Source organism: Agrobacterium fabrum str. C58 (assembly GCF_000092025.1).
GTDB lineage: Bacteria > Pseudomonadota > Alphaproteobacteria > Rhizobiales > Rhizobiaceae > Agrobacterium > Agrobacterium fabrum.
This window is the reverse complement of the sequence record NC_003062.2, coordinates 1,344,476-1,367,863: the sequence shown is the minus strand read 5'-3', so window position 1 is coordinate 1,367,863 and position 23,388 is coordinate 1,344,476. Positions and strand designations below refer to the sequence as shown.

Below are 23,388 nucleotides of genomic sequence, written 5' to 3'. Positions count from 1 at the left end.
CGCATGAAAATGCAAGCATTTATGCGAAAAAACCGCAAGAATGGCCCGCGTTTCAGCGAACCGGTTTATTTTCGCAGGTTTCGGGCTTGAGAATATCAAGCTTCGCAAGCTTTCCCGTCAGGACGAAATCGCCGTAATCCATCGTCAGATCGCGGGTGATTCCGTTTTCGTAAAGCTTGAACGACATGCGGTAGATCGGCAGGGCGTCGGTGCCGGTCTTGTCGTTGTAGTAAGCGATGGTCACCGGCCAGAATGCCGCCTTGGCGAATTCTCCAGCCTTGCCGGCGTCGGCATCGCCATCCTTCGGCATCTGCGACTTGCCGACCAGTGTGGACGTGATCAGGCTTTCATCACCATCATCCGAACCATCGAAAATGCGCGATTCGAAAATGCGTTTTCCCTGTTTCGCATGCTCGATGACCTGGAACATGTGCTGCGTCGGGAATTCGCTGGCGACGAGACTGACCTGTCGGGCATCCGGGCGGGTCAGATCGACCTTCACGCCATCGGTGCCGTCGATTGCAGCTCCCTGCACTTCCTTGTCCAGCTTGTCATCGGTGTAGGACTTGGTCTCGAAGGTGAACTTCTTGGCAGCGAGGTCCTCGAAGGTCTTGGTCTGCTGGTCGGTCATGCGAACCGCATCGCCGGTGTTGATCTGCGTCACGAAGCGGAAATCCGTCTTGTAACCCTGACAGGCCGAGCCGGTGAATTCATAAACCATGCGGCCGGTCATGCCCTCGATGCCGGAGCGGTCCGACGCATCCTTGAGCTCGAGATCGTAGACGGCGCGATGGGCGACGAGATCCGGAACCGCGATGGGCAAGGCATTGGCAGCGTTTGACAGGCCGGTCATAAGCCCTGTTGCGGCAACGAAACCAAGCGTCCTGACAAACATGCAATATCTCCTGTTGGACTCGCTGCTCATATTGTACAAGCAACCGCCCGGCTTTTGGATCAACATCTTCTGAATGCCGGATTCTTGAAGGATTTACAACAAAACCGGAGACGAAAATGTCTGACGTCATCGAAGGCCGCCTCAAGGAACTTGGCTTTACGCTTCCTGTCGCCGCAGCACCAGCCGCAAACTACGTTCCGTTCACCATCAGCGGCAATCTTCTTTATGTATCAGGTCAACTGCCGATGGAATCGGGCAAGATTGCGGTGACAGGCCTCGTTGGCCGCGATGTCGACGTTGCAAGCGCCCAGCGCGCGGCCGAATTATGCGCCGTCAACATTCTCGCACAGGTCAAGGCCGCTTTGAATGGCGACCTCTCGAAAATCCGCCGCGTCATCAAGCTGAATGGCTTCGTTGCGTCCGTTCCGGAGTTCGTGGAGCAGCATCTCGTCATCAACGGCGCTTCCAATCTCATTGCCACAGTTCTCGGTGAGCCCGGCAGACATGCCCGCGCGGCCGTCGGCATGGCGTCCCTGCCCTTCAATGCGTCAGTCGAAATCGACGCCATCGTGGAAATCGACGTATGACGCTCAAGCTTTCCTGGTTGACGGCTCAACCCGTCGCCCATCGTGGCTATCATGATCTCAACAAGGCGGTCTGGGAAAACACGATTTCCGCCTTTTCCCGCGCCATCGAGGCCGGTTTCGCCATCGAATGCGACGTGCAGCTGGCCGCCGACAGCGTGCCGGTGGTTTTCCATGACCACGATCTAGAAAGGCTGACCGGCATCAAGGGCGATGTGCGCGAACGCACGTCAGCCGAACTGGCGATGCTCTCCGTTGGGCAGACCAAGGACCGCGTCCCCACCCTCAAGCAGCTTCTGACACTCTGCGCCGGCAAGGTGCCGCTCGTCATCGAGCTGAAAGGCCGTGAAGGCGAAGGCGTCGACGATGGTTTTGCCGAAGCGGTGCTGGAGGACCTCGAGGGCTACAAGGGCCATGTGGCGCTGATGAGCTTCGATCATCATCTGCTGAAAGACCTGAAGGCTGCGGGCTCGCCCTGGCCGCTTGGGCTCACGGCGGAAGGCGACAAGCCGGAAGATTTCTTCAGGCATGACGAAGCGATGCAGCTGGGGCTCGATTTCATCTCCTATCATTGGGGTCATCTGCCCAACAGCTTCATCGAAGCGCAAAGAAAACTCGGGCTTCCGGTGATTACCTGGACGGTAAGGGATGAAAATGCGCGCGCGACTACCTATAAATATGCGGACCAGATGACATTCGAAGGTTTCGACCCGAGAGAGAACCCGTCCGCCACGGCATGACAGAAGATTATTCAATACGCGTTGCGCAATCCTTCACGGATATCGATCCGGAAAGCTGGAACCAGCTTTCCGGAGTTTCGCGCAATACGTCAGAAAAATACTACAACCCCTTTATTTCTCATGCGTTTTTATCCTCCATGGAGGATTCCGGCTCGGCGACGGCAAAGACCGGCTGGCTTGGCCATCACTTGCTGCTGGAAGATGCCGTGGGAATGCTCGTCGGCGCTGTGCCGGCCTATCTGAAGAACCACAGTCAGGGCGAATATGTCTTCGACCACGGCTGGGCGGACGCTTTTGAACGGGCCGGTGGTCACTATTATCCAAAACTGCAATGTTCGGTTCCCTTCACGCCTGCGACCGGGCCGAGGCTGCTTGTTTCCGAAGCCGTGGATGCCACGCGCTTCAAGCCGCTTCTGGCCTCTGGTCTCGCGCAGGTAACGGAAAAGATCGGCGTTTCCTCCGCGCATGTCACGTTTCTGGAAGAGGATGATCTGTCTGCCCTGCTGCCGCGCGATTTCCTGCACAGGAAAGACCAGCAGTTCCACTTCATCAATCACGGTTATCGCGACCACGATGATTTTCTCGACGCCCTCTCCTCGCGCAAACGCAAGGGGCTGAAAAAGGAACGCCGCGCCGCGCTGGAACATGGCATCGAGATCGACTGGCTGACCGGAAGCGATCTGACCGAAGATATCTGGGACCAGTTCTTCGCCTTCTACATGGATACCGGCAGCCGCAAATGGGGCCGGCCCTATCTGACGCGGAAGTTCTACTCGCTGATCGGCGAGCGCATGGCCGATGATGTGCTGCTGGTGATGGCCAAACGCGAGGGGCGCTACATTGCCGGGGCGATCAATTTCATCGGTTCGGATGCACTTTATGGCCGCCACTGGGGCTGCATCGAGGATCATCCCTTCCTGCATTTCGAGGTCTGTTATCATCAGGCGATCGATTTCGCGCTGGCGAAGAGATTGAAACGGGTGGAAGCCGGTGCGCAGGGCGAACACAAGCTGGCGCGTGGTTATGTGCCGGTCACTACCCATTCGGCGCATTTCATCGCCCATCCGGGCCTGCGCCGCGCCATTGCCGATTATCTTCAGCGCGAGCGCGAAGAAGTCGAGCATATCGGCGATTATCTTGATGAACACACGCCCTTCCGCAAGGGCGAGAGACAGGAACACGAACCGGACGCATAGTCCGCGACGAGGAGATCACCGATGGCCAGCGCCTATGACGACAACAATATCTTCGCAAAAATCCTGCGCGGCGAAATTCCGAGCCACAAGCTTTATGAAGATGAGCATACGCTGGCCTTCATGGATGTGATGCCGCAGGCACCCGGCCATCTGCTCGTCGTTCCCAAGACCGGCTCCCGCAATCTGCTCGATGCCGACCCTCAAGTGCTGGCAAGAACCATTGCCGTGGTGCAGAAACTCGCCGTAGCCGCCAAGGAAGCTTTCAATGCGGATGGCGTCTTCGTCGCGCAGTTCAACGAACCGGCGGCCGGCCAGACGGTGTTCCACCTGCATTTCCACGTCATTCCGCGCAAGGAAGGCGAGCCGTTGAAACCGCATTCCGGTGCCATGGCCGACGGCGAGGTGCTGAAGGCTCATGCGGAGAAGATAAGGGCGGCGCTTGCTTCGTGACGCTGGCTAAACACGCAACGTCATCCTCGGCCTTGTGCCGAGGATCTAACCACGTATCGTGAAATCAATCGGTTGCAGATGCTCGGGACAGGCCCGAGCATGACGGAGGATAGGTTTTCTGACCTATCACTCGACAGGACGGTAGGCATTCCGATCCGGCCACGGCCAGCCTACCAGCACGGCCATATCCGGCCGAAAAATTTCCACCTTCAGCGGATAACAGGCCGCCATGTCACTTGAATGCGTGGCGCTGCAATCGCCGCCCGGGCAGGCGGAAAGCGCACCGATGAGGTCAATTTCCGCGAATAATTCCAAATAGTCACCCGGCCGCACCGGGCTCGCCTTCATGAAATATTGGTGTGTATCGCGGGTGAAACCGGTGCACATGAAGACATTCAGCACATCATGCACATGCGGCTCGGCCTCTCGGAACGACAGGCCCCTGGCGGAAGCGAGCGCGTTTGTCAGGTTCGAATGGCAACAATGGTGATAATCGCCACCGCTCAGCAGCTTGTTGGTATAGGGATCGCAGCGGGTGCCGATCACATCATGCACACCGCCGCCATCCTCGTCGAAGCCATACCATGACAGCGTATCATGGGTGATTGTCGCCATCGGCCGCAGGGATGGCAGGTTGCTCCACAGCCGGTTGCCGACGGAAACATGGGTGGCATGCAACGCGCGCGTCTTCCCGCTGAAAAAGCGCTCGTTCAGATCATGGGCGTTCCAGAGATTCAAATCCCCCACCTGCGGGCCTTCGATGCTGACGATACGGAAAAAATGCCCCTTGGGTACAGTGAAGGTGCGGCCGCCACGCGGGGGTATGATGACCTCATCGATCTTCTCCATACCGTTCTTTGCTTGCACGAGACGCGCAAGGTCCGGGGCCTCCAGCGTGCCGTTCGGATAAACAACGACAGGACTGATGGCGCGGCGCTCGGCGGCATCCACGGGTTCGGCAGCAGGCATGGTAGTCATGAAATCCTCGGAGAAAGACGTAATCGACGTGATAATTGCGCCATGTCCACCCCGCTGACAAGACAGGTTTTTCTTGCGCTCAGCCCAAGCCTCACTTAGCCTCATCGATCATGACACTGCCACCACTCGCCACCCTTCGTGCTTTCGAATCCGCCGCCAGAAAGGCTAGTTTTGCCCTGGCCGCGCAGGAACTTGGCATGACAGCCACTGCGGTGAGCCAGCATGTGCGCAATCTGGAAGCATGGCTTGGGGTCGCTCTTTTCGAGCGCCACGCGCGCGGCGTCAGGCTTACCCCCGCCGGAATGGAATTTGGCAACACGGTCTCGGGCAGCCTGCGGCAGATCGCTTCTGGCGCGGAGCGCATCCGCCGGGGTCACGACCGCATGACCGTGCGCCTTGCCAGCCTGCCTTCGGTAGTGGCGCATTTTCTCACGCCCCGGCTGCCCCGCTTCCGGGCCTCGCATCCAGACATACAGGTGTCGATCAGCTATTCCGGCGCGCAGCATACAAGCGCAGCCGATCTCACCATCGGGCATGGGATATCCTTCGGGGAAAATGCCGTGGCCCTGTTCAGCGCAGAAACACGTCCAACCTGCGCGCCCAGCTATATCGCCAGTGCTGGTCCCTTCAATGACGAGGCCAGCCTGTTACGCGCGGAACTGCTGCATGATGATACCGAGACGGCATGGAGAGACTGGTTTGCGGTTGGTGACATGTCGCTACCTTACGGTGCAGGTCCGATTTTCGCGGATTTTAATCTACTGGTTACAGCCTTGAAAGCGGGACAGGGTATCGGCCTCTGCCCGACGGCACTTCTTCGTAAAGAGATCGCCGAGGGCCAGTTGACAGTGCTTTTCGACCGGGCCGTCGATACGGATAAATATTACTGGCTCATCCGACCGGAAGAGATGACCGCATCGGCGCGCCTTCTCGCTGACTGGTTGGTGGCGGAAGCACGCGGGAGCGACCTGAAGTAGAACAAGCAGGCATTAAAAACCGCGCAAAAACAGCCCAGCCGCTAGAAGCACAATTGGAACCGCCACGCCAACGATGACGCGCTGGCCGGCAACTAGAAATGCGATGAAACCGAGGATGGCCGCGCCGATGCGCAGCCACATGGGCGACGCTTCCAGCGATCCGGTTGGAAAGACGATGAGCTTGGCGGTGACGGCCATGACCAGTGCGGTGGCGACCGCCCTTACCCAATAAAGCGCTTCGGAATCCTCTTTCAACCGGTTACCGGCGAGGACGCCGAGCCAGCGCCAGAGATCGGTCGCCAGCCAGCCTGCGATGGCGATGAACAGATACGGCGCCCACCAGTTATCGGTCATCATGGTTCGCCCTCTGGTGAGACGGGTTTGATCCGGCGGCGGAAAACGTAGCGATCGATGACGTAGGCCAAAGTGCCGCCACCGATACCGGCATAGAGAATATCGAATTCCGGTGCGACCAACGCAAAGGCGGGTCCGGCAATCACGCCGATGACGAAGGCGACCTTGACGACGGAATGGCGGGCCGAAGCCCAGATGGATGCGATGAAATAGACCGGCGTCAGAAAGAACAGCACACCCGCAACGAGCGGCGGAAACGCGGCGACCACGCCGTAACAAAGGCCAACGATGATGGCGTTGACGACCGTGAGCGTGATGCCGAAACCGGCGAACCAGGCGGCGCGTGCTTCACGCGGCACCTTTGAAAGATTTTGCGTAGCGAAGACCCAGGCCGTGATCGCGACGAAATGCGAGAGAAACAGCAAGATCCATGTCGGCGTCTTCGCACCGCGCATTTCCGGAACGATGGAGGCGACCATCGGCATCATCCGCACCGAAGACAGCGTGACCGCCAGAAAACAGGCGGCAAGGTTGGCGCCGCCGACCATGGAGCCGATCAGGATCATCTTGGCCGGCAAGGCCCAGATGACAAGCGTCATGAACACCGCTTCGCCGCGCGCCACCCCGGATTCCAGCGCAAAGGCGCTGAAACCGACAAAAGATGTCATGAGAATGAGCGAGGGCAGCGAGAAAATGCCCCGCATTCCCCGGAAGAACCAGCCGCTGAGGGGGATGACGTCGCTTTCGGCAGTCTGCATTTGAATTCCATCAGGAATGGACAGGCATGAAAATGCCGGGCTCTCGCCCGGCATCCGTCTATAGGTCAAAGACCTGGACTACTTCTTCTTCGGTACTTTCGGCACCGTATTGGTCTTGCGGCGCGGCTTGTCCTCATCAGACTTGTCGGCCTCGGCCACCAGAATCTCAGCCTCATCGGCAGTCTTTGCCGCCTTGGAAGCCGTTTTCGCTTTGGCTTTCGGCTTGCCCGGCGATTTCGCCGCCTTCAGCTCGGCTTCCGGCTGCGGTTTCACGGGCGCGGTCTCCGGCAGAACCTCGAGAATCAGACCGTCGGCGCCGTCATCCTTCTTGCCAACGGTGACACTGACGACGCCACCCTTCTTCAGCTTGCCGAAGAGGATTTCATTGGCGAGCGGCTTCTTGATGTGTTCCTGGATCACGCGCGACAGCGGGCGGGCACCCATCTTTTCGTCGTAACCCTTTTCCGCCAGCCAGGAGATCGCATCCTCATGCAGGTCGAAGGTGACGTTACGTTCGGAGAGCTGGGTTTCCAGCTGCATGACGAACTTCTGCACCACCTTGTGTATAACGGCTGTTGGCAGCGGCGAGAACGGAATGATCGCATCCAGACGGTTGCGGAACTCCGGCGTGAACAGGCGGTTGATCGCCTCTTCATCCTCACCCGTGCGGCGCGAAGAGCCGAAACCGATCGCCGATTTCGCCATTTCGGACGCACCCGCATTGGTCGTCATGATCAGGATGACGTTGCGGAAGTCGATCTTCTTGCCGTTATGGTCGGTCAGCGAGCCGTGGTCCATCACCTGCAACAGGATGTTGTAGATATCAGGATGCGCCTTTTCGATTTCGTCCAGCAGCACCACGGAATGTGGATGTTGATCGACGCCGTCGGTCAAAAGACCGCCCTGATCGAAGCCGACATAACCGGGAGGTGCGCCGAGCAGACGTGAGACGGTATGGCGCTCCATATATTCCGACATGTCGAAGCGCAGCATCTCGACACCGAGCGAGGCGGCAAGCTGCTTGGCCACTTCCGTCTTGCCCACGCCCGTCGGGCCGGAGAAGACATAGGAGCCGATCGGCTTGTTCGGCTCGCGCAAGCCGGCACGCGCCAGCTTGATGGCGGTCGCCAGCGCCTCGATGGCGATGTCCTGACCATAAACGACCGAGCGCAGTTCCTTTTCAAGATTGGCGAGAACCATCTCGTCATCCTTGGAAACCGTCTTCGGCGGAATGCGGGCCATCGTCGCGATGGTGGCCTCGATTTCCCGTTCGGTGATCAGCTTGCGGCGCTTGGAGGCTGGCAGCAGCATCTGTGCGGCACCTGTCTCGTCGATCACGTCGATCGCCTTGTCCGGCAGCTTGCGGTCGGAGATATAGCGAGCCGACAATTCAACGGCGGCCTTGATCGCCTCGTTGGAATATCTGAGGTGATGATAATCCTCGAAATAGGGCTTCAGACCCTTCATGATCGCAATGGCATCATCGATCGACGGCTCGTTGACGTCGATCTTCTGGAAACGACGCACCAGCGCGCGGTCCTTTTCGAAGAACTGGCGATATTCCTTGTAGGTGGTCGAACCGATGCAACGGATAGCACCCGATGACAGCGCAGGCTTCAACAGGTTCGATGCATCCATCGCGCCGCCGGATGTGGCGCCGGCACCGATGACGGTATGGATTTCATCGATGAACAGAACCGCGCCCGGAAACTCTTCCAGTTCCTTGACGACCTGCTTCAGACGCTCCTCGAAATCACCGCGATAACGGGTGCCGGCAAGCAGCGTGCCCATGTCGAGCGAGAAGATGGTGTCATTGGCGAGCGCCTCCGGCACCTTACCTTCGACGATACGCTTGGCCAGGCCCTCGGCGATCGCCGTCTTGCCCACGCCCGGATCACCCACATAAAGCGGGTTGTTCTTGGAGCGGCGGCAGAGAATCTGGATGGTGCGATTGACCTCGTCGTGACGGCCGATCAGCGGGTCGATCTTGCCGTTCCTCGCCTTGTCGTTGAGGTTGACGCAATAGGCCTTCAGCGCATCCTGCTGCTTCTTGGCGGACGATCCGTCTTCCTCGGGATTACCGCGGCTGGGCTTGCTTTCGCTTTCGGGCTCATCGGCACCGCGCGGCGCGCGCGTCTGCGACGTGCCCGGACGCTTGCCGATGCCGTGAGAGATGTAATTGACCGCATCGTAACGGGTCATTTCCTGTTCCTGCAGGAAATAGGCGGCATGGCTTTCGCGCTCGGCAAAAATGGCCACAAGCACATTGGCGCCAGTCACTTCCTCGCGGCCGGACGACTGAACATGGATGACGGCGCGCTGGATGACGCGCTGGAAGCCGGATGTGGGTTTGGAATCCTCGTCATAACCGGTGACGAGGTTAGTCAGTTCATTGTCGACGTAATCGCTGACGGTCTTGCGCAGCGCGTCGAGATCGACATTGCAGGCAGCCATAACGGCGGCGGCATCCGCGTCGTCGATCAGCGCCAGAAGCAGGTGTTCGAGCGTCGCATATTCGTGGTGACGCTCATTCGCAAAGGTCAGTGCCTGGTGCAGCGCCTTCTCGAGACTTGGGGAAAAAGTTGGCACGTTGCGATCCTCATTTCTTTTCCATGACGCACTGCAGCGGGTGCTGGTGCTGTCGGGCGAAATCCATGACCTGGCTTACTTTCGTCTCTGCGACCTCATATGTAAACACCCCACATTCGCCCACGCCGTGCTGGTGCACGTGCAGCATGATGCGGGTTGCCGCCTCGCGATCCTTCTGGAAAAATCGCTCCAGAATATGGATGACGAATTCCATGGGAGTGTAGTCGTCATTCAGTAAAAGAACACGGTACAAATTCGGTCTTTTCGTTTTCGGCTTAACGCGGGTGATAACAGACGTTCCGCGGTTGGTGCCGCCGTCTTCCCCGTCGCCCTCGCCCTGCATGTAGATCGGCTTAGCGATCATCTTTCATCATTCTCCAAACTATTCTCAAACCGACAGCTGATTGCCAGGAGGGAGAACTTCGCCTCTCCATATCTAGGTCGTTAAGATGCGATTTTAAGCCCCTTGTGCAACGGTGCAATCACTATTGCGTTTGCGAAGAGGCAAACCTCGGGAAAAGTGAGGCTGTGAAGGCGGCATAAGACGGAAGAGCGGAACAAACCGGCGGGAACAGCGCAACTCGGGCCGCGTGCAGAGCGAATGACGCGGGCGAATCCGGTTGGCCACCGCCAGCATCACTCCTTGTCGTCGAGCATTTCGCGAACGGCGATGGCGAGTTGCTTCAGCGAGAATGGTTTCGGCAGGAAACCGAACTTGGCATCCGCCGGCAGGTTCCTGGCAAAAGCATCCTCAGCATAACCGGAAACGAAGATGAATTTCAGGTCTGGATAGGATTTGCGCAATTCTCTCAGCAGCGACGGACCGTCCATTTCCGGCATCACGACGTCGGATACGACGATGTCGACCTTGCCTTCCAGTTCCTCCATCACTTCCAGTGCCTCGATGCCGGAACCGGCCTCGTGCACGGTGTAGCCGCGGGTTTCCAGCATACGCTTGCCACCGCGCCTCACCGCCTCCTCGTCCTCCACCAGCAGCACGACGGCGGATTTGCCGGTGAGATCCAGCGGTTCTTCCTTCACCGGCTCCGCCGCCACGACCGGCGCGGCAACCATCTCGCCGTCCTGTCCCATCACCTGAACGACCTCGACCACATGGCGCGGCAGATAGATGCGGAAGGCGGTTCCCTTGCCCACTTCCGATTCGGGGTAGATGTAACCACCCGACTGCTTGACGATGCCGTAGACCATCGAAAGGCCAAGACCCGTGCCCTTGCCGACTTCCTTGGTGGTGAAAAAGGGCTCGAAAATCTTGTCCATGATTTCAGGCGGAATGCCCGTGCCGTTATCGGCGACTTCCACCATGACCATGTCTTCGGCCGGGAATTCGGGACGGCCAAGCGCTGCGATTTCCTTCTCATCGACGTTGCGCGTCCTGATGGTGATTTTGCCACCATCGGGCATGGCATCGCGCGCATTGACGCAGAGATTGATGAGCACCTGCTCGAATTGCGAGAGATCGGTCTTTACCGGCCAGAGATCGCGGCCGTAATCGACCTCAAGCTTGACATTGGTGCCTGATATCAACCGGTCGACCAGCATGCGAAGATCGCCGATCACGTCGGTCAGGTTGAGGACGGCCGGACGCATCGTCTGCTTTCGCGAGAAAGCGAGAAGCTGGCGCACCAGCACGGCGGCGCGGTTGGCATTGCGTTTGATCTCCATGAGATCGGCAAAGCTCGGATCGGCGGGCCGCGCCTGCAGCAGAAGATGGTCGGACGACAGCAGGATGGCGGTGAGAACGTTGTTGAAGTCGTGGGCAATGCCGCCCGCCAGCGTGCCGACCGCATTCATCTTCTGGGTCTGCGCCATCTGGGTTTCGAGCGCCTTCTGCTCGGTCACCTCGATGGCGTAAACGATCGCCACTTCTTCCGGCGCCTCGTCGTCCTGGTCGATGACGGCGTTGACGTAGAAACGGAAATGCCGGCCCTCGTCGCTCGGATGGCGGGAATCGAACGGTGCGATATCACCCTGACGATCCTTGGCTTCGGCCAAAGCCTGCTCCAGCCGCGGCTTCTCATTGTCGTGAAGAACGGTTTCGAGTGCCACGCCTCGGTCGATATCGTCACGCCCGACGACGCCGGAAAAGAGCTTGAGGAACGGCGCGTTGATGCGCAGGATGCGGCCTTCGCCATCAAGCGAGGCGATCGCCATCGGCGTATTGTTGAAGAAGCGCGTGAAGCGCATGGCGGAGGAGGATTCCGTATCCTCCTGCCCCTTCGAACGCATCAGAACGATCGTCCGGCTCTCACCCGGCGCACCATCCTTTGCCGTAACCTGATGCACGAGGCGGGCCGGCATGCTCTGGCCGTTCACCCGGCGCATGTCGAGATCGAGGATTTCGGTGCGCTTGGCCGTGCCCTGCGGATGGACGGAATCGATCAGCGCCATGCCTTCGCCGGCGACGATATCCGAGATGGTCATCGAACCCGGCGAAAACTGCGCTAGATCGATGCCGAGCCATTCCGACAGGGTGGCGTTCAGATAAACGATCTCGCCCTTGCGGCTGGCGGAAAAGAAACCGGCAGGGGCGTGATCGAGGTAATCGATGGCGTTCTGCAATTCGCGGAAGAAACGCTCCTGATCCTCGCGCTCCGGCGTGATGTCGGCGATCTGGAAAACGTGCAGCCCCTCGCCGCCCGCATCCTTCAGCACCCGGCCTTTCAGCCTGTACCAATGCGGCCCCGCGCCGGTATCATCGCCGAGCGGTTTCAGCAGCCGGAACTCCTCGTAACCGTCGCGGCCTTCGCGCAGCACGTTGATGAGACGATAAAGCGCTTCGGTCGATTCGCGGCTGCGCGACAAAAGCGTCTCGAGGCTCTGGATGTCGCTCGCCTTCGTGGTCCCGCTCATGCGGCAATAGGTGGCGTTGGCATAGACCATATGCCCCTTGGCATCGGTGATCAGCGTGCCTTCGGGGTGGGCCGAAAGAAACCGGCGGGCAAGGCCGTCCGATTGCGATTGCGGCATCACCTCGATGAAGCCGATGATCGACGAGACGAGGAAGAAGATGCCCATCATGGCCAGCACGCCGAGAATGCCGAGCACGATTTCGTTTTCCAGCGAATCCTTGAAATAAACGAAGGCGGCCGCGGCCGCGATCAGAACCAGCGCCAGAAGCAGAATGCGCAAGACCGTGCCGGAACGGGCACGCCTGTCCACCAGCGGAAGGTCGTTGTCGCTTGTCTCGCGCACCCGTGTCATCTTGGCCTCGCAGTCGTGCAGGTCGTCATTCGGTCAGCCTTATTTCCTCGACGGAATCGGGCAGCAGAATTTGTTGTAGCAACTCGCTTGACCGTCAAAAAGCTCCGCTACCACACAAAGGCTTAAAAACGCACAGCGAAAACAGCCTGAAAGCGTTATAAATGCCTCAGAGACTACCGTCTCGTACAGCTCAGCTCTTTCACCTGGCATTGAATGCGGGGCGCGGAGCAGGCGATCTTGCCGTCAGCGACAGTGCAGACCGAGCATCCGTCCGTGAAATCGATGCAGGACGGATTGTCTCGCACGAAGTCCTTCATGGTGGCGGAAGTCTCCAATGCTTTGTCTTCCGTCGCTGTTGCCTGGTGGGGAGAACTGAAAATCGGTAGCAACAAAAAAACAACTGCAATGAGACGTGGCGCAGGAAACCCGTCTACGCGCGATGCCTTGACCATTCAGTCTCTCCCGAAGCGAAAGGATTGCAACCTTCATTGCCTCCCAGCATTGAAGGAGAGGATATGGCGTTTTGGTGGCGTCGTTGCGATCGACGCGTCTATCCTGTGGGGCGAAATGAATAAACCTTGTATCGCACTTAAAAAAATCGTCTTTTCCTGTTTCGCGTTCACACTATAAGAACCACGGCAATATTAATTGTCCAAGAAACTGAAATGCCAAAAAATCTGAAGGGATGATCTCCATGATGGAAGATTTTATCGGCACCTATGGCAACAATCTCATCGTCGCCGTTGTCGGTGTGGGTGTGGCGCTTCTCGTTCTGGCGATCGCTTTGTGGCTCCTGCGCAGGCGAAGCGGTTCATCGCCCTTCATCCGTGGTGGTCGCAACCGGCAGCCGCGCCTGCAGGTTCTCGACGCGACGGCCGTGGATGCGCGCCGCCGTCTGGTTCTCGTGCGTCGCGATAATGTCGAACATCTGGTCATGATCGGCGGCCCGACCGATATCGTCATCGAAAGCGGTATCGGCGCGATCCCGATCGTCCGGGACTTGCAGGAGCCGGAACTGAAGGCACTGCCGCGCCAGGAAAGCGAACAGAAGAGAGCCGAACCGTCGATCCCGCAGGAACGCCGCGCCGCCCTGCCACAGCAGCCTGTTGTGGCCGCAGCTCCGGTTTCCGCCCCCGAAGAACCCGTCAAGCAACCACAGCGGCCGGAGCCGTCCAAGCCGGCACCCGTTTCGCGTCCCGCACCTGTTGCGGCAACCGCCGCCGCCATGCCACCACGTCCATCGACACCACCGCAACCCGTGCCGCCCGCGGCAATCTCGCGGGAGCCCGCTCCGCCGGCAAGGCAGGCCGCACCCGAGCGGACCCGCCCCGCGCCGCCGCCTATCCCAGCGGCAGCCGTCCCGGCCGCAACCGTCCTGCCCATTGCCGCTGCATCACTCGATATGCCGGCGGCACCAGCAGAGCCAAAGCGGACCGAGCCTTTCGTACAGGCTCCGGCCCCTGCACCCGTCGCGCCGCCCATCCCCGCCCAGATGCCCGAGCAGGCAAAGCTAGCGGAAGAGCGGCCCGTGGAGCTTGCCCCGCCGGTCTTTGCAGCGCGAGAGCCGGTGATCGACCAATCCATCGCCGCCGATTTTCTCGACGCTGCCCGCGACCGGGTTCTTCCTGACCTTAAGCCGGGCCAGAATACATCGCCCGCTCCTTTTCCGCCGAGGCCTGAAAACCCGCCTGTGGCTTCAGCCGACGCTGAACCGAAATTTTCCGATGAACTCGCCAGCGATTTTGAGAGCTTTTTGGAAGCAGAAATCGCCAAGAGCAAGGAAGCGGATAATGAACCTTCCGTTACGCCTGCGGCAGACAGGCAGGTCAAAACGCAGCCTACCTCTCCGCCTGTCACCGGCGCTTCACCGGATGGAGACGTGCAGAAGGAAATGGCGCGTATCTTCGGAGAGCTTTCTGTCACCCGTGATCGCTGACGGGCGGATATCTTCCGAAACAAAATTCACGACACCAAAAAGGGCACGGAAACAATTTCCGTGCCCTTTTTCAATTGATGCTGTTTTTAGCCTGTTGGCGGAAACGCCCTATTCGTCGCGATAGACTTTTTCGCGACGCTCGTGACGCTCTTGCGCCTCGATGGAAAGCGTTGCGATGGGTCGAGCATCCAGACGCTTGAGGCCGATAGGTTCGCCCGTCTCCTCACAATAACCGTAAGTGCCGTCGTCGATCCGCTGAAGGGCTGCATCGATCTTCGAGATCAGCTTACGCTGACGGTCGCGGGCGCGAAGCTCGATCGCCCGGTCTGTTTCGGAAGATGCCCGATCAGCGAGATCGGGATGGTTGGCGCTTTCTTCGGCGAGATGTCCGAGCGTCTCGCGCGCTTCTCTCAGGATATCATTTTTCCAGGCTATGAGCTTCGCGCGAAAATAGGCACGCTGGCTGGCATTCATGAACTCATCGTCTTCCGAGAGCACATATTTGCTAAGATCGATCTTCTCACTCAACGCGATTCTCCTCGAAGAACATCTCAATGCGGCGGTGTATACTCCAATGATATAGGCCGATTCAAGTCTACAGATCAGTTTTCAGGCATTTTTAAAACTGACACAAAAATCATCTAAATGACTAATTTTTATCCTTTATTCGTATTGAAGCGATTTCTTCTTCAATCACTTCAATGCGACTTACCAACAGGAAAGAGGACTTGCGGTCCTGCAACCCTATCCTGTAGCATTCAGTCCGTGTCCTGACATTCGAACGCCGGTCCCCGCCCTTGACAGCATCTTTCCCGACCCGAGTTTATCTTCTGCGCCACGCCAAGGCCGCCTGGGCGGCGCCGGGAGAACGGGATTTCGACCGGGGACTGAACGAGGCCGGCTTTGCCGAAGCGGAGATCATCGCCGACCTTGCCGCAGACCGGCGTTACCGCCCCGATCTCATTCTGTCGTCCACAGCCGCGCGTTGCCGGCAGACCACCCAGGCCTGGCAGCGGGCTTTCAACGAAGGCATCGATATCGTCTACATCGATGAGATGTACAATGCCCGCAGCGAAACCTATCTGTCGCTTATCGCCGCGCAAACGGAAGTGCAGTCGGTGATGCTGGTGGGGCACAACCCTACCATGGAGGCGACGCTGGAGGCCATGATCGGCGAAGATCTGCTGCATGCCGCCCTGCCCTCGGGTTTTCCGACCTCAGGTCTTGCGGTTCTGGATCAGGACGACAGCGCGGCAAGCGGTAAAAATCGCTGGCGGCTGATCGATTTCCTTGCGCCGGGCAAATAACCGCCGCTGCGTGCAACAAAGGCGCCGGGAAGCAGCGCTGCCGAAAATCCGCTGGAGCGCTTCTTTTTTGGGCAGCCGCAACTTCCTATATGCAGCCGTGACCGTGAAACACAGCCAGGAAACTGCCATTGCCGCCTTCTCTTACGTCCCTGACAGACAGCGCGCTTATCGCTTTCGATAATCTGGCCGACCGCGCGGGCAACCTTACCCATCCGACATTGCGGCTTGGCGTCACCGGCCTTTCGCGCGCGGGCAAGACGGTTTTCATCTCCTCCCTCGTGCATAACCTGCTGAATGGCGGCAGATTGCCGCTGTTCGAGGCCATGCGATCCGGGCGCGTTTCAAACGTGCGCCTGGAGCCGCAGCCGGATGACGCCATTCCGCGCTTTCAGTACGAGGACCATATTCAGGCGCTGGTGCGTGACAGGCTCTGGCCGGATTCGACACGGGCGATCTCGGAACTGCGGATCACACTCGATTATCAGAGCGCCAGCGGCTGGGGCCGGTGGTTTTCGGCCGGCAAGCTCTCCATTGATATCGTCGACTATCCCGGCGAATGGCTGCTCGACCTGCCGCTGCTGTCGCAGGACTACAAGCAGTTCAGCGATGCAACTGTCGCACTTGCCGGAAGCGGCATTCGCGCAGAACTTGCGCAGGAATGGCTGGCGATCGCCTCCTCGCTGGATATTAATGCGCCCGCCGACGAAATGACGGCGCGCCGTCTGGCGGAAAGTTTTGCGGCCTATCTGAAAGCCTGCAAATCCGACGAAAGGTCGCTCTCCACCTTGCCGCCAGGCCGCTTTCTGATGCCGGGTGATCTTGAGGGATCGCCTGCACTGACATTTGCGCCCCTGCCGGGCGTGACCGACGCGAAAGCACCAAAGGGCTCGCTGCGCGCCATGATGGAGCGACGCTACGACGCTTATAAATCGATCGTGGTCAAACCCTTCTTCCGCGAACATTTCGCCCGGCTCGACCGGCAGATCGTGCTGATCGACACGCTGCAGGCAGTCAATCGCGGCCCGGAAGCCGTGCAGGATCTGGAGCGGGCGCTGGGCGATGTTCTTGCCTGCTTCCGCCCTGGCACAAATAGCATACTGTCGTCGCTGATCCGCCGGCGCATCGACAAGGTGTTGATTGCCGCCACCAAGGCCGATCATCTGCATCATGAAAGCCATGACCGGCTGGAGCGCCTGACCCGCCGTCTGGTCGACCGCGCCATTACCACCATCGGCATGAACGGCGCTGGCATCGAGGTCATGGCGCTTGCCTCCGTGCGCGCCACCAGAGAGGCAAGCGTGCGCCAGGACGGTCATGAACTGCCCGTTATCGTCGGCACGCCGATGGCCGGTGAAACCATCAATGGCGAGATTTTCGACGGTAATCGCAAGACGGCGATCTTTCCCGGCGATCTGCCAGAGGATCCGGAGCCGCTGTTCCGCAGCATAGACCAGGATGGCGACAAGGCGACACTGCCTGACGTCAATGTCGTGCGTTTCCGCCCGCCCAATATCGACGAGCCGGGCAGCGGCGGCATTCGGCTTTCCGTTCCCCATATCAGGCTCGACCGCGCCATGCAGTTCCTGTTCGGAGACAAGCTCGCATGAAGGCTCCCACACAAAACGATCCGCAGACACGCCGCCCGGCGGCTTTCACGCTCGAGACCGAGGAGGCGGCACGGCCGTCCGCCACACAGAAACGCGCGCCCCGCAGCTTCGACGCCGAGATTTCGCTGACGCCGGACGAGGATGACCCGTTTCTGGCGCCTGCGGATATCGACGCCGCCGCATTACCGGTGGCGACGCCGAAGAAAAGCCGCTTCTCCTTCGGCAAGCTGGGGCTCGGGGCGCTTGGTGTCCTTTTCTCGCTCGCCTTCGGGCTCTGGGCGGATCAGCTCATCCGCAATCTGTTTTCCCGCTCCGACTGGCTGGGTTACACCGCAACGATCGCCCTTATCGTGGCGCTTTTCGCGGTTCTCGCCCTTGTCGGCCGCGAGGTCTTCGGCATCATGCGGCTCAACGCCGTGCAGTCTCTCAAGGCCGACGCTGAAACGGCCAGCCTCGACAAGAGCCCAAAACCCGCGCGCGCCATCGTCACCCGCCTGAATGCAGTTCTCTCGCACCGGGCCGAAACGGCAAAAGGGCGCGCGGCGCTGAAGGAAACGGAAAATGACGTCATCGACGGTCCGCATCTGATCGAGCTTGCCGAACGAGAATTGCTCGTGCCGCTCGACAGGCAGGCCCGTGCCCTCATTCTCAACTCCTCCAAGCGCGTGTCCGTCGTCACCGCCGTCAGCCCGCGCGCCGTGGTCGATCTCGCTTATGTGCTGTTCGAGGTGACGCGGCTGGTGCGCGCCATGGCGGAGCTTTATGGCGGCCGCCCGGGCACGCTTGGCATGCTGAAGCTCCTGCGCGATGTCGTCGCGCATCTTGCCGTCACAGGCTCGATTGCCGTGGGTGACGGACTTGCCCAGCAGGTTCTCGGTCATGGCCTCGCCTCGAAACTCTCCGCCCGTCTCGGCGAAGGCGTCATCAACGGGCTGATGACGGCGCGAATCGGCATTGCCGCCATGGATCTTTGCCGCCCGCTGCCGTTCAGGGCGGTAAAGCGGCCAGGCATCGGTGATTTCATGTCCGACCTCACGCCCGATTTAAGCGGCGGAAAAAACGGTGAAAAAGCCTGATCTGCCGGGCATTGCCGCTTCAAAAGGTTACGGACGAAGCTGCAAATGAGCGCGAAATAAACCAAGCATTAACCATTCCGCCGGTAGATTGCAGCCTATCGAACAGGCTTCTTCGCCGGGGAAAGTATCATGTATTCGCGCTTCTTTTCGCTTATGGGCGGACTCGCCGCCATTTTGTCCGTCAGCGGCGGTTTCGGCATGTCTGACGTCCATGCAGCATCGCGCGATCGCGACGACGTCTTCTTCCGTTCGGTGGCCGGCAGCTGGAAAGGCCCCGGCGAAATCGTCGCCGGCAAATACAAGGGCACAAAATTCACCTGCGATCTGACGGGCGAACCGCTCGACGATAAGCAGACCGGCATCAAGCTCGGCGGCACCTGCCGCGTTGGCGTCTTCAGCCAGCCCATGTCGGCTGTCATCAGCCAGAAAGGCAACAGCTACGAGGGCAAGTTCCTCGACGGCGCTGCCGGCAAGGGCCTCGACATCACCACCGGTCAGGTGAGCGGCGACAAGGTGGTCGTCGGTATCAACCGCGCCAAGCTCAACGGCGCCATGGTTGCCCGCGTCTCGAACGACAATTCGATGAACATCACCATTTCGGTCAAGGTCGCAGACCAGATGATCCCTGTCATCGGCGTCACGCTGGCGCGCGATATCGACCAGATCGCCGTCGGCTCGATCAAGCCGTAAAAGCCATAATCTTCTCAGTCATCGCCGAGCGGGAGTGTCCACCACTCCCGCTTTTCGTTTGCGCGGACAATGCCACTCCTGTCCGCCTGCTGGAGCCATTGCCGCACCGGCTTTCCCTTGACCTCAAGATCGGGCGCGATGTCGGCAAGCGGCATCAGCACAAAAGCGCGCTCCGTCATACGCGGATGCGGCACCTCGATGCTTTCCGTAACGATAGCCTCATTGCCATAAGTCAGCACGTCTATATCGATGGTGCGCGGTCCCCAGCGTTCCGTCCGCACCCGCTTCATGCCCCTTTCGATATCGAGGCAGAGTTGCAGCAGCGCCAGCGCGGTCAGCGATGTCTCGACCAGCGCACAGCAATTGAAGAAATCCGCCTGATCGGTCTTTCCCCAGGGCGGCGTGCGATAGAGGCCGGAAACGGCCTGCACCCGGCAATCATCATGCGCGTCGAGTTCACGCAGCGCCCGCGCCATGGCAGCGGCGGGATCGCCGATATTGCCGCCGAGACCCAGTGCGGCGACAGTCGGCTTTTCAGGCGCGATGTTCAACGCTCACCTGTGCATAATCGAGAATGCCGGGAACCGGTGCCGAGGGTTTACGCACCGTGATCTTCAGCCAGACGATCTGCGGATAACGCGCCCGAAGCGCCTTGGCGATGTCGTTCGCCAGCGCCTCGATGAGATAACGACGCTGCCCGACGACGCTTTTTTCGATGACGGCAAAGGCCACGCCGTAGTCGACGGTATTTTCGATATCGTCGGTTTCCAGCGCATCACCCGCCTCGACTTCCATCTCGGCATCGACGAAAAAGCGCTGGCCCAGCACCTCCTCCTGCTCGAGAAGGCCATGACGGGCGAAAAAGGAACAGTTTTTCAGGATGATGGTATAGCGGCTCATCGCATCGCCTCCATGGCAGGATTGTTTTCGCCTGAAAGCCGCGCCATCTTCGGGACACGGCATTCCGGCACTCGTTGATCTACGCATCGGCCTTTGCCGACGCTTTTGCAAGAACCGCATCGGCAATAGCCAGTGCATCGCGGGTCGCGGCGACATTATGCACCCGAAAAATCGAAGCACCCGCGAGCCTCAGGATCGCAGTGGTTGCAGCCGTTCCGATATCGCGTTCCTCTGCCACATCCCTGCCCGTCAGCGACCCGATGAAACGCTTGCGCGACGTGCCGGCAAGAACCGGCAGACCAAAAGCGGCAAGTTCACCGAAACGGGCCATCAGCGCGACATTTTCGCTTTCATCCTTGGCAAATCCAAAGCCGGGATCGAGCACCACGGCATCAAGGGCAATGCCCGCAGCCTCGGCGATTTCAAGCGAGCGATTGAGGAATTCAAACTGATCGTCGATGACGTCGGCAAGCTTCTGCCGGTCACGGCCGGTATGCATGATGCAGATGCCGGCGCGTGTGGAGGCAACCACACCCGCCATATCAGGATCCTTCTGCAGGCCGAATACGTCATTGACGATATGAGCGCCGGCGCCGATTGCCAGCCTTGCCGTCGCGGCGCGATAGGTGTCGACGGAAATCAGCACATCGGTCTCGCAGCGCAATTTTTCGATAACCGGCAGCACTCGGTCCTGTTCCTCTGCCTCCGTGACCGCGGCAGCACCCGGCCGTGTGGATTCGCCGCCGATATCGATGATGTCAGCTCCCTCCTCAACGCAGGTCAGCGCATGGGAAAAAGCCGCATCGACGGCAAGATAACGGCCGCCATCGGAAAAGGAATCAGGCGTTGCATTGACGATGGCCATAATACGGCCACGCCCATCAAGTTTCAGGGAGCGGCCATGGGCCGCTTGCCACGCGTTGCTGCCGACTGTTATCACGTAACACGCGCCTTTCGGGAATAACGGAGTGTTATGTCAATTCTTATAAGTTCCGCTCCGCCTATGCAGCAAACCTTTTTCAAGTTCAACCGGAAGGCCGGGTCATGACCAAATCATCAAGCGCTCTCTGCGCCGTTTTCGCAGGCGCATTGGCCCTTTCCCTGTCCGGACCGGCTTTTGCCGAAACCATCGTCCGCAAGACCTATTCCTATTTTTCGGTCAGCGGCAAAACCGCAGCCGATCTTGACCAGCAGCTTTCCAAGCACGGCCCGCTGACCCGCAATACCGGCGCGCGCCATCCCGGTGCGACCGAAATCAAATTCGGCGGTGAGCTCACCTATGTCGAAAAAAACGGCATGTGCAGCGTCGGCACGGCCAAGGTGCTCCTGAATACTCGCATTCTGCTGCCGCAGTGGAAAAACCGCCGCCGCACCACGGCGGAACTGGCCTTCATCTGGGATACCCTGCTTGCCGACATCAAGCGCCATGAGGAACGCCACGCGGAAATAGCCCGTACCCATGCCCGTTCGCTCGAAAGACAATTGACGTCGCTTCGTCCGCAGAAAAGCTGTGAAGTGCTGCAGGGAATGGTCGGCAAGATCACCCAGACAGTGATGGACGAGCACGATCGCGACCAGATGCGCTTCGACGTGGTGGAATCGAAAAACTTCGATGCCCGCATGACCCGGCTGTTAAAAAACCGGCTGGAACAGGGCCAGGCCCGCCGCTGACGGTTGTTGGCAGCCCTTCCCAAATCTCGAGGAACAACAGGGACATGACGTAACGTCATGTCCGATATCACCCGTGAATTCTCGTCATGGTGCGGCCGGCAAGACTCATTGTAGCTTGTTCATACGGTTTGGAATGGTTGCGGCCCACGGCGGTCCGACGGTTGCAACCGTCTCCGGTTCTCCCGGTGCGCACTTGAGGGCTCGCAGGTGTTTCCTCCCTCGCCTGCATGCTGCGTACCCGCCTCGCCCCGCTCCCCACTACCAGGTGAGCGGGGCTTTTTCTGTGCGGGGCAGTGCCGAAAGTTCTCAGCCCTGGCGTTCGGGAACATGAACAACGAGACCGTCAAGCTCGTCATTCATCTTGATCTGACAGGAAAGCCGCGAAGTGGGACGAACCTCGAAGGCGAAGTCCAGCATGTCCTCTTCCATCGGCTCGGGTCCGCCAACACGCTCTGCCCAGGCATCGTCAACATAGACGTGGCAGGTGGCGCAGGCGCAGGCGCCGCCGCATTCCGCATCAATGCCGGGAACGGAGTTGCGCACCGCATTCTCCATGACGGTAGAGCCGTTGCTCACGTCGAGTTCATGAGGCGTGCCGTCAAAGGCAACGATGGTGAGTTTTGTCATGCCGGAATCCAAAATGTGATCTGAGAATTGTTCTAAACACATAGAAAGGCCGACCCGCCTTGGCAACCCGCTTCGGGACACACAGGCTGAACCGGCCTTGCAAAATGGCAAATTTTGATCGCTTGCGTCTCAGCGGCAGAGCTTGAGGATAAAATTTTCGGCTTCGACAATAGCTGCAGCGAGTTTTGCGATCAGCGCGCTATCATTGCCCTTCTCCTCCACCGCTGCCGCGGCCGCGGAAACGGCGGAGGCGCCAACGGCCTGCGCCGATCCCTTAAGACGGTGGGCGGTGGCCGTAACGGTCTTGTTGTCTGCGCCCGCCATTTCATGCAGGGCTGCGCGGGCACTGCGGCTGAATAGCTGCAGCACCTCGATTTCCAGATCCTTGTCACCCATCGTCTGCTGCGCAAGATGATCGAAATCGATTGGCTTCTTGCTGACCGCAGGTGCGCCGCCGTAATTATCGGGAGCTTCGAAAACAATACTGACCGCTGCCATGGCTGGAATCCTGTCTCGCCGTTTCCTGTTTCATGTCACATATGTGTCGTATTCACGCATGCTGGCGGCTGCTATCGGCTTAAATTACGGCGTGACGCAGGCGAAAATCTTCTGCTATGGTTAATTTATGTTAAACTTATGCGAAACAAGGCGTTCAGCGTGAAACTCAGGTTTAAAAACTGTTAAAAAGCCGACACTTCGCTGCCGTCGCAAATCCGCATTAATTGTTTCGAACACCTAAATGTGTCACTACGGTACTGCCGTTCTCGCAGGGCTTAAGCTCAAGCTTTGTTATTGCGGCACAGTGATGTAATTTCGCCCGAAAGCTGGACC

General features: G+C 59.1%; 25 protein-coding genes. 12 read left to right on the top strand and 13 right to left on the bottom strand.

Annotated features, from left to right (window positions below; translation table 11 throughout):
• Window positions 1–52: 52 nt before the first annotated feature.
• Window positions 53–895 carry a cell envelope integrity EipB family protein gene (locus tag ATU_RS06775; protein WP_006312548.1) on the bottom strand — a complete coding sequence of 281 codons (843 nt, stop codon included), beginning with the start codon at window positions 893–895 and terminating at the stop codon, window positions 53–55.
• A gap of 116 nt (window positions 896–1,011) precedes the next feature.
• Here ATU_RS06775 and ATU_RS06770 point away from each other — a divergent pair, with 116 nt between their 5' ends.
• The 4 genes from ATU_RS06770 to ATU_RS06755 are packed head-to-tail and all read left to right on the top strand — an operon-like array spanning window position 1,012 to window position 3,865.
• Window positions 1,012–1,482, top strand: coding sequence for a RidA family protein (locus ATU_RS06770; RefSeq protein WP_010971572.1), 471 nt, complete (start codon window positions 1,012–1,014; stop codon window positions 1,480–1,482).
• Entirely contained in the window at window positions 1,479–2,219 is a 741-nt protein-coding gene (locus ATU_RS06765) for a glycerophosphodiester phosphodiesterase (protein ID WP_035256593.1), read from the top strand. Before ATU_RS06770 ends, ATU_RS06765 begins: the two co-directional genes overlap by 4 nt.
• Complete coding sequence (locus ATU_RS06760; RefSeq protein ID WP_010971570.1) at window positions 2,216–3,415, top strand: GNAT family N-acetyltransferase; 1,200 nt, start codon at window positions 2,216–2,218, stop codon at window positions 3,413–3,415. The genes ATU_RS06765 and ATU_RS06760 overlap by 4 nt, the downstream gene beginning before the upstream one ends.
• Window positions 3,416–3,436: 21 nt before the next feature.
• A complete protein-coding gene (locus ATU_RS06755; protein ID WP_010971569.1) occupies window positions 3,437–3,865 on the top strand; it encodes an HIT family protein in 429 nt (142 codons plus the stop codon).
• A 126-nt stretch (window positions 3,866–3,991) separates the two neighbouring features.
• On the opposite strand, the gene ATU_RS06750 is transcribed toward ATU_RS06755, so the two are convergent.
• Entirely contained in the window at window positions 3,992–4,843 is an 852-nt protein-coding gene (locus ATU_RS06750; protein WP_010971568.1) for an urea carboxylase-associated family protein, read from the bottom strand.
• A 110-nt stretch (window positions 4,844–4,953) separates the two neighbouring features.
• On the opposite strand from ATU_RS06750, the gene ATU_RS06745 reads away from it, so the two are divergent.
• The gene (locus ATU_RS06745) at window positions 4,954–5,820 is read left to right on the top strand and encodes a LysR substrate-binding domain-containing protein (protein WP_010971567.1); all 867 of its coding nucleotides are present in this window, start codon (window positions 4,954–4,956) and stop codon (window positions 5,818–5,820) included.
• Between the two features lie 12 nt (window positions 5,821–5,832).
• On the opposite strand, the gene ATU_RS06740 is transcribed toward ATU_RS06745, so the two are convergent.
• From ATU_RS06740 to cckA, 5 genes are all read right to left on the bottom strand, one after another.
• Window positions 5,833–6,177, bottom strand: a complete 345-nt coding sequence (locus tag ATU_RS06740) for an AzlD domain-containing protein (RefSeq protein ID WP_035256591.1) — start codon at window positions 6,175–6,177, stop codon at window positions 5,833–5,835.
• Complete coding sequence (locus ATU_RS06735) at window positions 6,174–6,932, bottom strand: AzlC family ABC transporter permease (RefSeq protein ID WP_010972657.1); 759 nt, start codon at window positions 6,930–6,932, stop codon at window positions 6,174–6,176. Before ATU_RS06735 ends, ATU_RS06740 begins: the two co-directional genes overlap by 4 nt.
• 78 nt (window positions 6,933–7,010) lie before the next feature.
• Window positions 7,011–9,521 carry an ATP-dependent Clp protease ATP-binding subunit ClpA gene (gene clpA / locus ATU_RS06730; protein ID WP_010971565.1) on the bottom strand — a complete coding sequence of 837 codons (2,511 nt, stop codon included), beginning with the start codon at window positions 9,519–9,521 and terminating at the stop codon, window positions 7,011–7,013.
• A 10-nt stretch (window positions 9,522–9,531) separates the two neighbouring features.
• On the bottom strand, window positions 9,532–9,885 hold the full coding sequence (gene clpS, locus ATU_RS06725) for an ATP-dependent Clp protease adapter ClpS (RefSeq protein ID WP_006312564.1): 354 nt from the start codon (window positions 9,883–9,885) through the stop codon (window positions 9,532–9,534).
• Window positions 9,886–10,157: 272 nt separating this feature from the next.
• Window positions 10,158–12,743 (bottom strand): cell cycle histidine kinase CckA, encoded by a 2,586-nt coding sequence (gene cckA / locus ATU_RS06720; RefSeq protein ID WP_010971564.1) that lies wholly within the window; start codon window positions 12,741–12,743, stop codon window positions 10,158–10,160.
• 315 nt (window positions 12,744–13,058) lie between these two features.
• Between cckA and ATU_RS06715 the strand changes: the two genes are divergently transcribed.
• Window positions 13,059–13,373 (top strand): hypothetical protein, encoded by a 315-nt coding sequence (locus ATU_RS06715; protein ID WP_169539078.1) that lies wholly within the window; start codon window positions 13,059–13,061, stop codon window positions 13,371–13,373.
• 55 nt (window positions 13,374–13,428) lie between these two features.
• Window positions 13,429–14,679 carry a flagellar biosynthetic protein FliO gene (locus tag ATU_RS06710; RefSeq protein WP_035256587.1) on the top strand — a complete coding sequence of 417 codons (1,251 nt, stop codon included), beginning with the start codon at window positions 13,429–13,431 and terminating at the stop codon, window positions 14,677–14,679.
• A 108-nt stretch (window positions 14,680–14,787) separates the two neighbouring features.
• On the opposite strand, the gene dksA is transcribed toward ATU_RS06710, so the two are convergent.
• Window positions 14,788–15,207: an RNA polymerase-binding protein DksA gene (gene dksA / locus ATU_RS06705; RefSeq protein ID WP_006312570.1), complete on the bottom strand. Its 420-nt coding sequence runs from the start codon at window positions 15,205–15,207 to the stop codon at window positions 14,788–14,790.
• Between the two features lie 302 nt (window positions 15,208–15,509).
• On the opposite strand from dksA, the gene ATU_RS06700 reads away from it, so the two are divergent.
• From ATU_RS06700 to ATU_RS06685, 4 genes are all read left to right on the top strand, one after another.
• The gene (locus ATU_RS06700; protein WP_046033539.1) at window positions 15,510–15,986 is read left to right on the top strand and encodes a SixA phosphatase family protein; all 477 of its coding nucleotides are present in this window, start codon (window positions 15,510–15,512) and stop codon (window positions 15,984–15,986) included.
• Window positions 15,987–16,114: 128 nt separating this feature from the next.
• Window positions 16,115–17,593, top strand: a complete 1,479-nt coding sequence (locus tag ATU_RS06695) for a YcjX family GTP-binding protein (protein ID WP_010971561.1) — start codon at window positions 16,115–16,117, stop codon at window positions 17,591–17,593.
• On the top strand, window positions 17,590–18,669 hold the full coding sequence (locus ATU_RS06690) for a YcjF family protein (protein ID WP_010971560.1): 1,080 nt from the start codon (window positions 17,590–17,592) through the stop codon (window positions 18,667–18,669). The genes ATU_RS06695 and ATU_RS06690 overlap by 4 nt, the downstream gene beginning before the upstream one ends.
• Before the next feature lie 129 nt (window positions 18,670–18,798).
• Window positions 18,799–19,359: a hypothetical protein gene (locus ATU_RS06685; RefSeq protein WP_006312574.1), complete on the top strand. Its 561-nt coding sequence runs from the start codon at window positions 18,799–18,801 to the stop codon at window positions 19,357–19,359.
• Between the two features lie 14 nt (window positions 19,360–19,373).
• On the opposite strand, the gene folK is transcribed toward ATU_RS06685, so the two are convergent.
• From folK to folP, 3 genes are all read right to left on the bottom strand, one after another.
• Window positions 19,374–19,910, bottom strand: coding sequence for a 2-amino-4-hydroxy-6-hydroxymethyldihydropteridine diphosphokinase (gene folK, locus ATU_RS06680; RefSeq protein ID WP_035256585.1), 537 nt, complete (start codon window positions 19,908–19,910; stop codon window positions 19,374–19,376).
• Complete coding sequence (gene folB, locus ATU_RS06675) at window positions 19,894–20,259, bottom strand: dihydroneopterin aldolase (protein WP_006312576.1); 366 nt, start codon at window positions 20,257–20,259, stop codon at window positions 19,894–19,896. Before folB ends, folK begins: the two co-directional genes overlap by 17 nt.
• 79 nt (window positions 20,260–20,338) lie before the next feature.
• A complete protein-coding gene (folP, locus tag ATU_RS06670) occupies window positions 20,339–21,199 on the bottom strand; it encodes a dihydropteroate synthase (protein ID WP_035256582.1) in 861 nt (286 codons plus the stop codon).
• A gap of 104 nt (window positions 21,200–21,303) precedes the next feature.
• Between folP and ATU_RS06665 the strand changes: the two genes are divergently transcribed.
• Complete coding sequence (locus ATU_RS06665; RefSeq protein ID WP_010971557.1) at window positions 21,304–21,930, top strand: DUF922 domain-containing Zn-dependent protease; 627 nt, start codon at window positions 21,304–21,306, stop codon at window positions 21,928–21,930.
• A gap of 306 nt (window positions 21,931–22,236) precedes the next feature.
• On the opposite strand, the gene ATU_RS06660 is transcribed toward ATU_RS06665, so the two are convergent.
• Together ATU_RS06660 and ATU_RS06655 are read right to left on the bottom strand one after the other, a co-directional pair.
• On the bottom strand, window positions 22,237–22,557 hold the full coding sequence (locus ATU_RS06660; RefSeq protein WP_006312579.1) for a 2Fe-2S iron-sulfur cluster-binding protein: 321 nt from the start codon (window positions 22,555–22,557) through the stop codon (window positions 22,237–22,239).
• A gap of 129 nt (window positions 22,558–22,686) precedes the next feature.
• A complete protein-coding gene (locus tag ATU_RS06655; RefSeq protein ID WP_006312581.1) occupies window positions 22,687–23,055 on the bottom strand; it encodes an Hpt domain-containing protein in 369 nt (122 codons plus the stop codon).
• Window positions 23,056–23,388: the final 333 nt, after the last annotated feature.

What these genes read in the sequence shown, in the direction of transcription:
- ATU_RS06655 (WP_006312581.1), bottom strand. Translation starts at nt 23,055, where the DNA reads ATGGCAGCGGTCAGTATTGTTTTCGAAGCTCCCGATAATTACGGCGGC.
- ATU_RS06765 (WP_035256593.1), top strand. Translation starts at nt 1,479, where the DNA reads ATGACGCTCAAGCTTTCCTGGTTGACGGCTCAACCCGTCGCCCATCGT.
- ATU_RS06775 (WP_006312548.1), bottom strand. Translation starts at nt 895, where the DNA reads ATGTTTGTCAGGACGCTTGGTTTCGTTGCCGCAACAGGGCTTATGACC.
- ATU_RS06715 (WP_169539078.1), top strand. Translation starts at nt 13,059, where the DNA reads ATGGTGGCGGAAGTCTCCAATGCTTTGTCTTCCGTCGCTGTTGCCTGG.
- folB (WP_006312576.1), bottom strand. Translation starts at nt 20,259, where the DNA reads ATGAGCCGCTATACCATCATCCTGAAAAACTGTTCCTTTTTCGCCCGT.
- ATU_RS06740 (WP_035256591.1), bottom strand. Translation starts at nt 6,177, where the DNA reads ATGATGACCGATAACTGGTGGGCGCCGTATCTGTTCATCGCCATCGCA.
- ATU_RS06735 (WP_010972657.1), bottom strand. Translation starts at nt 6,932, where the DNA reads ATGCAGACTGCCGAAAGCGACGTCATCCCCCTCAGCGGCTGGTTCTTC.
- ATU_RS06710 (WP_035256587.1), top strand. Translation starts at nt 13,429, where the DNA reads ATGATCTCCATGATGGAAGATTTTATCGGCACCTATGGCAACAATCTC.
- ATU_RS06660 (WP_006312579.1), bottom strand. Translation starts at nt 22,557, where the DNA reads ATGACAAAACTCACCATCGTTGCCTTTGACGGCACGCCTCATGAACTC.
- ATU_RS06685 (WP_006312574.1), top strand. Translation starts at nt 18,799, where the DNA reads ATGTATTCGCGCTTCTTTTCGCTTATGGGCGGACTCGCCGCCATTTTG.
- ATU_RS06665 (WP_010971557.1), top strand. Translation starts at nt 21,304, where the DNA reads ATGACCAAATCATCAAGCGCTCTCTGCGCCGTTTTCGCAGGCGCATTG.
- ATU_RS06770 (WP_010971572.1), top strand. Translation starts at nt 1,012, where the DNA reads ATGTCTGACGTCATCGAAGGCCGCCTCAAGGAACTTGGCTTTACGCTT.
- ATU_RS06750 (WP_010971568.1), bottom strand. Translation starts at nt 4,843, where the DNA reads ATGACTACCATGCCTGCTGCCGAACCCGTGGATGCCGCCGAGCGCCGC.
- ATU_RS06745 (WP_010971567.1), top strand. Translation starts at nt 4,954, where the DNA reads ATGACACTGCCACCACTCGCCACCCTTCGTGCTTTCGAATCCGCCGCC.
- ATU_RS06755 (WP_010971569.1), top strand. Translation starts at nt 3,437, where the DNA reads ATGGCCAGCGCCTATGACGACAACAATATCTTCGCAAAAATCCTGCGC.
- ATU_RS06760 (WP_010971570.1), top strand. Translation starts at nt 2,216, where the DNA reads ATGACAGAAGATTATTCAATACGCGTTGCGCAATCCTTCACGGATATC.
- clpS (WP_006312564.1), bottom strand. Translation starts at nt 9,885, where the DNA reads ATGATCGCTAAGCCGATCTACATGCAGGGCGAGGGCGACGGGGAAGAC.
- cckA (WP_010971564.1), bottom strand. Translation starts at nt 12,743, where the DNA reads ATGACACGGGTGCGCGAGACAAGCGACAACGACCTTCCGCTGGTGGAC.
- ATU_RS06690 (WP_010971560.1), top strand. Translation starts at nt 17,590, where the DNA reads ATGAAGGCTCCCACACAAAACGATCCGCAGACACGCCGCCCGGCGGCT.